At 42.2% G+C, this 10,497-nt stretch carries 7 protein-coding genes; 4 read left to right on the forward strand and 3 right to left on the reverse strand.

Features of this window, described 5'->3' with window-relative positions; all coding sequences use genetic code 11:
- The 3 genes from QZZ43_RS13035 to QZZ43_RS13045 all read right to left on the reverse strand — a co-directional run.
- Positions 1–842 (reverse strand): YqfO family protein (locus tag QZZ43_RS13035; protein WP_291860088.1); only part of this gene is annotated, 842 nt, incomplete at its 3' end.
- 273 nt (positions 843–1,115) lie between these two features.
- Complete coding sequence (locus QZZ43_RS13040) at positions 1,116–1,451, reverse strand: MerR family transcriptional regulator (protein ID WP_291860091.1); 336 nt, start codon at positions 1,449–1,451, stop codon at positions 1,116–1,118.
- Between the two features lie 187 nt (positions 1,452–1,638).
- Positions 1,639–2,610, reverse strand: coding sequence for a M23 family metallopeptidase (locus QZZ43_RS13045; RefSeq protein WP_291860094.1), 972 nt, complete (start codon positions 2,608–2,610; stop codon positions 1,639–1,641).
- Between the two features lie 466 nt (positions 2,611–3,076).
- On the opposite strand from QZZ43_RS13045, the gene alaS reads away from it, so the two are divergent.
- The 4 genes from alaS to QZZ43_RS13065 all read left to right on the forward strand — a co-directional run bounded on the left by alaS (position 3,077) and on the right by QZZ43_RS13065 (position 10,420).
- Positions 3,077–5,710, forward strand: coding sequence for an alanine--tRNA ligase (gene alaS / locus QZZ43_RS13050; protein WP_291860097.1), 2,634 nt, complete (start codon positions 3,077–3,079; stop codon positions 5,708–5,710).
- 65 nt (positions 5,711–5,775) lie between these two features.
- On the forward strand, positions 5,776–7,596 hold the full coding sequence (locus QZZ43_RS13055) for a long-chain fatty acid--CoA ligase (protein ID WP_291860105.1): 1,821 nt from the start codon (positions 5,776–5,778) through the stop codon (positions 7,594–7,596).
- Between the two features lie 212 nt (positions 7,597–7,808).
- Positions 7,809–8,183 (forward strand): DUF2007 domain-containing protein, encoded by a 375-nt coding sequence (locus tag QZZ43_RS13060; RefSeq protein WP_291860100.1) that lies wholly within the window; start codon positions 7,809–7,811, stop codon positions 8,181–8,183.
- 113 nt (positions 8,184–8,296) lie between these two features.
- Entirely contained in the window at positions 8,297–10,420 is a 2,124-nt protein-coding gene (locus tag QZZ43_RS13065; RefSeq protein ID WP_291860102.1) for an FUSC family membrane protein, read from the forward strand.
- Positions 10,421–10,497 lie beyond the last annotated feature (77 nt).

Genomic DNA, 10,497 nt, shown 5'->3' on the forward strand with positions numbered 1-10,497 from the left:
TTTTTAACAGGTTTTTTCCTGAGCTCTGTATGCCTGATACATCCGGCACCGGTGGTTTTTTTCAGTAAACCAAGAAATCTCTCTTCAGAAATTTCTTCGTCCAGTTCTCCGATGGCTCCAAATCCAACCTGTTCCCAGTGATTATCAAGCGGATAAAAGTCGTATGCTACCTCTTCGTATGGGTGCGCGGCGAAAAGTACTTGCAAAATTTTATTTTTCAAATGGGCCGGAACAATCGTTTCTATTCTTTGCTCTTTCTCATAGTGCAACTCTCCCTTTTGACCTGTAAAAGGATTGGTGTTTTCTCCCCCACGAAAGGTGCCTTCTCCGGAAATATTGTAACTGCAACTGTCGTAATTTCCAATGAATCCGGCGCCGGCCGCGAACAGGGCTTCCCTGACATTTTTGGCATAATCGGTGGGAACAAAAGTGACAAGTTTGAGGAGCAGGCCTTCCCTTGGTTGTAGTATTTTTATCTTTTGCAATCCCAGTTTGCGGGCAAAAATGGTGCTGACTCCGTTTTCTATGCTGTCCATATTGGTGTGGGCCGAATAGATTGCAAGGTTGTTTCTAATGGCCGAAATTAGAATTCTTTCCGGCTCGTTTTTTCCGGTCAGCGTTTTTATTCCTTTCAGGGTTAGGGGGTGGTGGGCAACAATGAGGTTGCAGTTTTTGGAAATGGCTTCCTCCAGTACTTTTTCTGTAACGTCCAGGGTTATGAGCGCTCCGGAAATTTCCATTTCGGGATGACCTGTTTGAAGCCCTGAATTGTCATAGTCTTCCTGAAATGCCAGCGGAGCGAATGCCTCCAGTTCTTTAATTATAGCAATAAGTTGTGTCATAAAAAATTAAGGAAATCCGGCGTTTTGAAGCAACGGAAAACAAAAGGACCGGAATGTTTTAGTGTGTTTGGAAACAATGCGGGTTGGTTAACAATGGCTGCAGGAAAACCAGATGCTTTTCATTTTTTTTGAAAAGTAATTCGCAAAAGACATGGCTTTCGTTCCGAAAAGTTGAAATCAGAGAGCTTCAGTTATAAGAAGTTCTGCTTCAATAACGAAATAAACAATTCCCCTATGCTTGGGTCGGCAGTATTTGTCCTATTCCTGCAAATACTAAATATTGTCCTTAATGTCAACCAACAGTGTTCTGATATCTTGTAATTTCTTAACCACTTCAAAGTTGTTTTCTGTGCTCTCCTTGTTTTCTTTCAGCTTTTTTTGAGCCCCTTTAAGGGTCATTCCCCGCTCTTTGACCAGGTGAAAAATTAAATGAAAATTATCAATATCTTTTTTGGTAAATAACCGATTCCCCTTTTTGTTCTTATGGGGCTTGATGATGTCAAATTCTTTCTCCCAGAATCGGATGAGTGATGTATTGACATCAAAAATAGTGGCAACTTCCCCAATGGAGTAGTAAAGCTTTTCAATTTTTGGCTCTTTGTAGGGCATCGCTTAATCGTAAATGACTGTTTCAAAAACGAGAATAACGCAGTTTATAGCGTTTTCTTGCAAAGACTAAATAAGAATTGCTGCCGGAATATAGTTCGGGCAGCAATTACAATTTTAATTCTTTTTTTTGGAGGCTGCAAATATAATTTGTTGCTTATTAAATGGATCCGTTGGATGAATTAACTTGTTAGTCAAATGTTTGGTTGCTGTTACTTGAGATATGAATCATTTTTTCATATTGCTCCGGTGTCAGATCCTGAAAGTAGTAGTGGGCCGGATTTACTGGTCGTCCCTTAACCCTTACTTCGTAGTGGAGGTGAGGTGCGGTGGATTTTCCTGTGTTCCCCACCATTCCGATGACGTCTCCCCGTTTAACCTTTTGTCCTTTTTTAACGTTGAAGTCATCCATGTGGGCATAAACAGTAGAGTAACCAAAACCATGATCAATTTCCAAATGGTTACCATAGCCGCCATGCGAACGAATAACCCTTTTTACAACACCGTCACCAGTTGAGTAGATTTCTGTCCCTGTGGGAGCAGAGAAGTCCATGCCTTCATGAAAACGCTTAACTTTGTATATGGGGTCTATTCGCCATCCGTAACCTGATGCTGTGCGACGAAGATCTTTGTTTGAAATGGGTTGAATGGCAGGGGTGCAACGTAACATTTCTTCCTTGCGAAGAGTGAGGTCAATGACTTCATCAAATGATTTGCTTTGTACATAGAGTTGCTTCATGATGACATCAAGCTTCTCGGAGGTATTGACGACCAAATCGGCATTTTCGAGGTTTTCCAGATGCTTGTAGCGGTTAACACCACCAAAACCGGCTCGTCTGATTGAATTGGGAATGGAGTCAGCCTGATAAATGACCCGGTAAATATTTTCGTCGCGTTGTTGAATATCGTCCAGTACAATTTGAATTTGTTGAAGCTTTTTGTCCATTATTTCATACTGGGCCTGTAATCTTGAATTTTCACGATTCAGCTTTTTCTCTTGCGGGCTGTCAAATAAATACGAATAACCTAAAAAATAAAACACCCCCAAAACAGCAGAGAACATGGAGTAGGTAAATACGCGACGAAGCATGTATCGTGTTCCTGTTGCAATCGGTTCGTAATTTAACGTTTCCGGATTGTATTTATACTTTTGTTTTGACATAGGGTGTAATTTTGTTGCCCAAAAATAGAAAAAAAAGTTTTCAACACCTATTTATTAGAGGATTAATCTAATTTTGTGCCCGGTGATGTTTTTTCATCTTTACAGTCAAATTATCACTGTTTAAATAAATTGTCCTTCTGGAACTTTTTATTATGTTACAATACAGATAGTTATGACTGTTTAAATGACTTAAAGCCCAAGTGTTTGGACGGGTAGTTTACGGGAAAAACAAAAAAAAGTTTAATTTTTTTGGTAGAAAGTTTACAATTAGAAGTTAAAACTAATTAAAGGTGACTATTATAAGACTATTATAAATAGAGTTAGGTAGTTTTTAATGACTTGTAAATGTGTTGGATAGCGGGATGGCATATGTTTTTTTAAGGATACTAGAAGGGAATAAAACAATTTTAACACATCACTTTATCTTGACACAATTTTTTACCAGCTAATTATCAATTTATATTATATGAGAGCATCTGAGGTACGACAGAAATTTTTTGACTTTTTCAAATCTAAAGAGCACGTTATTGTGTCTTCTGCACCTATGGTTGTGAAAAACGACCCTACACTTATGTTTACCAATGCAGGGATGAACCAATTTAAGGATATCTTTTTAGGTAATCGTGAGCCGGTTAGTTCAAGGGTTGCGGATGCCCAAAAGTGCCTGAGGGTTTCGGGTAAACACAACGACCTGGAAGAAGTTGGCCACGACACCTATCACCATACTATGTTTGAGATGTTGGGCAACTGGTCCTTTGGTGATTATTTTAAAAAAGAGGCTATTGACTGGGCATGGGAGTTTCTGACTTCCGAACTTAAAATTGATAAAGGCCGTCTTTATGCCACCGTTTTTGAAGGTGATAGTAGTGATGGTGTGGAGCGCGACAATGAAGCGGCTCAGTGTTGGAAACAATTCCTGCCCGAAGATCGCATTATCAACGGAAATAAGAAAGATAACTTTTGGGAGATGGGAGAATCCGGTCCTTGTGGTCCTTGCTCAGAAATTCATATTGATCTTCGAAGCGAGGAGGAGAGGACCCAAAAAGGAGGACATGAACTGGTCAATCAGGATCATCCCGAAGTGATAGAAATATGGAATCTTGTTTTTATTCAATACAACCGGAATGCTTCCGGTGAACTTAATCCTCTCCCTCAGAAACATGTGGATACGGGGATGGGATTTGAACGACTTTGTCGTGTGCTTCAGCATAAAAGTTCTAATTATGACACAGATATTTTCCTTCCGCTGATTCAGCAAATTTCCGCGCTTACCAATGTGAAATACGGGGCCTCGGTTGATGGTGATGTCTCCATGCGTGTTATTGCCGATCATATTCGTACCATTGCTTTTTCTATTGCTGATGGTCAGCTGCCTTCCAATAACAAAGCGGGCTATGTCATCCGCCGAATTTTGAGACGTGCTGTCCGGTATGCTTATACTTTTTTGAATGTTCGTCAACCCTTTCTGAGTGGTGTTTTGCCCGTCTTGATTGATGTCATGGGAGATGCCTATCCGGAGTTGAAATCTCAAAGAGAGTTGATTGATAAGGTGATTCATGAAGAGGAAGAGTCATTTCTGAAAACCCTCTCTACCGGAATTACATTGCTGGATAAGATCATTGATGAAACCATTAGCCGGGATTATAAGGTGGTGGATGGAAAAGTTGCATTTGAACTTTACGATACATTTGGTTTTCCGCTTGATCTTACCGAACTTATCCTTTCGGAAAAAGGACTTGTTGTGAATCGCCGGGAGTTTGAAAAGGAGATGGAAGCCCAGAAATCCCGTGCGCGAAATGCAGCAACGGTAGAGACAGGCGACTGGATTGTATTGCGTGATGATAAAGAGGAGGAGTTTGTAGGCTATGATTTTCAGGAAACGGATGTCTATATTACCCGTTACCGAAAAGTGAAGGTTAAAAACAAAGAACAGTTTCAACTTGTTTTCAATATTACACCATTTTATGCTGAAAGTGGAGGACAGGTAGGTGACTCCGGATTTATTAATGGAAGTGATGAAAAGATTGAAATTATTGATACAAAAAAAGAGAATGACCTGATTATACATATTGCAGGGTCACTTCCCAAAAAAATAGAGGAGAAGTTCAAAGCGGTGGTGAATGTGGATAAACGCCGCCGAACGGCCAGTAATCACACTGCTACTCACTTGTTGCACAAGGCGCTGAGAACAGTTCTGGGTGGCCATGTGGAACAAAAGGGTTCCCTGGTTCATCCTGATTATCTGAGGTTTGATTTTGCCCATTTCCAGAAAGTTTCTCCTGAAGAAATCCGAACCGTTGAGAAGATGGTAAATGCTGAAATCCGGAACAATATCCAGGTGGAGGAGCACCGGGAGGTTCCGATTGAAAAGGCCCGGGAAATGGGAGCCATGGCCCTGTTTGGCGAGAAGTATGGGGATGTGGTGCGTACCATCGGGTTTGGTGATTCAGTTGAGCTTTGCGGCGGAACGCACGTTCATGCCTCCGGAGAAATTGGATTTTTCCGTGTTTTAAGTGAAGGATCTGTTTCTGCCGGTATCAGGCGTATTGAAGCAGTGACCGCAGAGAGGGCAGAGGAAATGGCCTACAACCAGTCGGATGTACTCGAGGAGATCGGCGGCCTAGTGAAGAGTAAAGGACAGTTACGTAAGAGTATTGAGAGTTTAATCAATCAGAACTCCAGACTGTCTAAAGAGCTGGAGGGAATGATGCAAAACTTCCTGAAAATTGAAAAACAAACCATTATTGACGGCGCTCAGGAGTTTAAAGGAGTTCATATTATTATTAAGCAGGTAAAGCCTGAACTGGGCGGTAACCTTAAAGATTTGGCTTTTCAGCTCCGCAATGAGATTGATGGAGAGATGGTTGCTGTTCTTGGTACCGAAGTGAAAGGAAAGCCCCAGTTGGCGGTAATTCTTTCTGACAGACTGGCCAATGACGGTATCCTGAATGCTGTAGACCTGATACGTTATGTTGCCCGGGAAATTCAGGGCGGTGGCGGTGGTCAGCCGTTTTTTGCCTCTGCCGGCGGAAAGAATCCGGCAGGACTTGACAGTGCGCTAACGAAAGCTAAAGCTTTGATTGAAGAGAAATTATCCTGAATAGTTCAGGGTTTATTCAGTTTGAAATCATCCGGCTCTGATTGCCGGGAAACAGCTATAAAGTGATGAGGATCGACAGGACTTTTGATTTATTGGAAAACCTTAGACTCAACCATAAAAAGTCTGACCTTTTAGTAGCCAAGCGGGAAGGAAATTGGGTGAAATTCAGTACGGAAGATTATATCCGGAATGCGCGGAATTTTGCTTTTGGCCTTTTAGCAATGGGCTTTAAAAAAGGAGACAAGATAGCCACTGTTTCGAACAACCGTCCGGAATGGAATTTCGTGGATATGGGGATGGCAATGGTTGGGGTGGTTCATGTGCCTGTTTATCCTACTCTTGGCGACGATGAGTACAAACACATTCTTTCTCATTCGGACTCTAAGATGTTAATCGTTTCGGATTTGCCTACTTACAAGCGGTTACAACTGATTGCAAAAAAAATAGGGAAACTCAAAAAAATCTATACTTTTAATCATTACGAGGATATTCCCAACTGGACAGAGGTGACGCGCGAGGGGTTTAACGCAAAAGTGAAATACCGAGAGCAGTTCGAAAAGATTTCTGCCTCCATTCAGCCGGATGACCTGTTAACAATAATTTATACTTCCGGGACCACGGGCCTGCCCAAAGGGGTTATGCTCTCCCACCGCAATATTTTAAGCAACCTGGAAGGTGTGGAGGCACTTTATCCTTTGAATGAGACAGATCGTATTCTCAGCTTTCTGCCTCTTTGTCATGTTTACGAACGCATGGCAAACTATCTTTTTCAGAAAAAAGCCTGCAGCATATATTACGCCGAAAACCTTGGAGCTATTGCTCAGAATATGGCCGAAATTAAAGCCTCTGCATTTGCAACGGTGCCGCGGGTTATTGAGCGTATTTACGATAGAATTGTTTCAAAAGGAGAAGAGTTAAGAGGTTTTAAAAGAATGATTTTTTTCCAGTCGCTTAAGCTCGGTGAACATTACCGGGTTGATGGGAAGCATCATTTCTGGTATGGTTTAAGGTTGTGGGTAGCCCGAAAGCTGGTGTTTTCCAAATGGCAAAAGATTTTTGGAGGCCATCTGAAGTTTGTGATATCAGGTGGCGCAGCTCTTCAGCCCCGATTGAGCCGTTTGTTCTTTGCTGCCGGCATTCCCCTGATGGAAGGATACGGAATGACTGAAACTTCTCCGGTAATTGCCGCGAATCATTTGAGTGAACCCAATTCCTTATTGATAGGTACCGTGGGGCCTACACTAAGTAATATTGAAGTGAGAATTGATGAGGATGGCGAAATTCTGGTCAAAGGACCCAGTGTAATGAAAGGCTATTACAAGGATACCAAAAATACCGACGAAGTACTTGAAAAAGATGGATGGCTTCATACAGGGGACATCGGAACTTTTGAGAAAGGTCGTTTCCTGAAAATAACCGACAGGAAAAAGGAGATGTTTAAAACTTCCAGCGGTAAATATATTGCACCCCAGTCAATCGAAAACTTACTGAAAGAATCTTTTTTTATTGAGCAGGTGATGGTTGTGGGAGAAAATGAAAAATTTGCCAGTGCCCTTGTCTCTCCCAATTTTGAGTACCTTCATGTATGGGCAAATGGTCACCGGATCCATTTTCGCGATAATCAGGAGCTGGTGGCACATCCAAAAGTGCAGAAACTGTTTCAAAAAGAGGTGACTCAATTCAATAAGTCGTTGGGCAAAACGGAACAAATCAAAAGATTCCGCCTGGTTTGTGAGCCCTGGGGACCTGGTACTGGCGAACTGTCACCTACCCTGAAATTGCGACGCAGGGTGATATACAATAAGTATGCTCAGCTTTTGAGAGATATTTACAGTTATGCGCCCGATGAAGAAAACCGGGGGTCAATAAAATTTAATGACATATAGCGGGAGATAAACATTGAGTTTGGCAATAAAGATGTTTTTTAGAACAATACTTCGTTAAACTTTTTTAAATGCCTGTTAGTGAGTAATTTACACAACGCGCAATGTCTGTTGCAACTCTCTGATAATAAAAACTTTGCGCCATTGCGTCTTTGCGTTCAGACTTTTTTTAACGAACTATTTTAGACGTGACTCAACATTAAAACCATGAAATTATGAACCAATCATTGGAAACCATTGCCACTTTCAGTTTTGCACCTGAGATGGGACTGGTCAGAAGCAAACTTGAGTCTGAGGGGATCGAATGTTTTGTAAAAGACGAACTGGTTTCTCAGACCTATATTCACAATGCAGTTGGGGGGATGAAACTTCAGGTAAAAGCCGACGATGCCGAACGTGCAAGAAAAATCATCGAAGAGATGAAAGTTTTTGCCCAACCTGTTGCCCAACCTTCACGGATGGGTGCTTTTGACCGGGCAACCAGGCGTATGCCACTATTGAAAGGAACCGGGCTTGCTACACGTTTTTTAGCATTGCTTGTCTTGATTGCTGTGCTGTTAACAGTAGTTTATATGATTTTAGTACTGTAGTTGTAATACTATGCTATGGCTTTTAATCGTGCGATAAAAAAATATCATTCAGTGTGTTTTTTATAAATTGTTAAGTCTCTGCAAAACATAACTTTACCTCCAATGGATTGCTTATGCCCGTAAAAAATGTCTTCTCTTTAAGAAATCAAAGTTTTTATAAGCGTTGGCAACGAAAATTATGGGGCCACCCGGATCTGTTGATGGCAGCTAAAGCTACGATGGTGATGGCTGCTGTAGCTATTCCGCTTGAAATTGCCGGTCTTTCTTTCTTCGCAGTTACTTTGGCTTTGGGTGTTTTGGCGGGTGCATTATCCGAAACAGATGACCATCCGAGAGGTCGTGTTAAGTCGCTGGCATTAAAGGTGCTGAGTTTTGGTGTTTCCAGTTTGTCGGTTGAACTGTTGCGTCCGTGGCCGGTTTTATTGGGTCTGGGGCTTGGATTTTCAACTATTGTTTTCATCCTGGCGGGTGGAACCGGAGAGCGATACCGGGGGGTGACATTCGGGGCCATTCTAATAGGTATTTATGCCATGATAGGGGCTGAAATTAGTCCTGCCTGGTATTGGCAGCCCATCCTTTTGCCAGGCGGTGCTTTAATTTATGGTATTATTTCATTGGGGCTGCTTTATTACCGCCCCTATCGATTGCTTGATGAACAGCTGGCCCGTGGGTTTTTGGCCCTCTCCGGATATATGGAAGAGAAGTCTTCTCTTTTTCCCAGCGATAAAATACAACAAAAGCAAATAAGGGGACGTCTCGCTCTTCTAAATGTTGAGATGGTGAATACCCTGGAACGTATAAAAGAAGTGTTGAACAGTTACCGCGATGCCAATGAAACTGATCAAAGACTGGCATTAAGGTTTCATTATTTTATGATTCTTCAGGGGTTGCACGAGCGAGCCGCCAGTACCCACGAACGATATGACCTGTTGAGCAATGAAAGTACCAACAGAGAGGTGGTGGAAATTTCCGGACATACACTTCATGAATTGTCACATGCTGCTAAGAAATTTTCCGATAGTTTACTTTTGGGAACTTCATTTTCTCCGCCGGCTTCGTTGAAGTGGGTGGTTGAAGCACTTTCCGCCAGGTTGGAGCAGTTAGGTCTTGAGAATACACATCCTGTGCGACTTTTGGTTGGCAATCTTACCAGAGCCAGTATCTCTTTTGAGCGACTGACCGAAAAGCCGGAGAACTCAGTTTTACCCCGACTTTCAAGAGACAATAGGTCTCTGTTGCAGAGATTTAAGTCGCAACTCTCCTTTCAACACCCGCGAATGCGTTATGCTATTCGGTTGGCACTGTGTTTTTGGGTAGGGTTTTTTATCAGTGAATTCTTTAATATTGATAAGGGCGAGTGGATTGTATTGACCATCCTGTTTGTTCTTCAGCCAAGTTATAGTGCAACACGAAGACGTCTGTTTCAGCGGGTCTTAGGTACCATTACAGGGATTGTTGCAGGTGTGCTCATTGTGAAGTTTCTTACCTTGCCCGGTCAGGTGTTTCTGATGTTGGCTTCAGCATTTCTCTTTTTTGCCTGGCTCAAAAGGCAATATTCCGTTTCAGTGATTTTTATTACCATTTTTGTGTTGTGCGCGTTTAACCTCATTTCCAGCAGGGGGGTGCTTGTCATGCTTCCAAGGCTAATCGATACGCTTATCGGAGCTTTTCTGGCTCTGGGAACTGTTCGTTTTTTGTGGCCTCAATGGCAATACAAAAGACTTCCAGGGCTACTCTCTGCAGGTATCCAAAAAAATATTTCTTATTTGAGTGCAATTCTGTCAGAATATGAGTCAGGAACTTCTGATGATAATCTGGAGTATCGGATTGCCCGCCGGGAGGCTCATCAGGCAGATAATGCCGTGGCTCTTGCCTGGCAGGATATGCAGGCTGAGCCCCGAAAGTACAGTAAATTTCGTCAGAAAGCTTTTAAACTGACACACCTCAATCATGCATTGCTTTCTTTTATTTCGGCATTCGGGGCTCACCGGGAGTTGGAAAAACCGGCCAGTTCTATGCTCTTATCCATTGGGAAAGAGGTTCTTCATGTTTTTGATGACGAATCGTCCATGCAGGACAGGGTTGATAAAATTACCACGATAGTCCATGAAGTTCAGAAAATCTTGCAGGAAGAGCTTCAACCGCTGGATAGACAGCAGTTTATTTTGTTGTATAACATTGCGGATATCGAAAGACAGTTGCTTGTGGAAAGAAACAAGCCGGAGGGAGAACTGTGATTTGTCATGGCATTTTTTGTTGAGAGTACGTAATTTGACATTCAACAACCCGTTTGAATTGTTTTTATTATGATCGG

The organism is Marinilabilia sp., from assembly GCF_016278715.1.
Classification (GTDB): domain Bacteria; phylum Bacteroidota; class Bacteroidia; order Bacteroidales; family Marinilabiliaceae; genus Marinilabilia.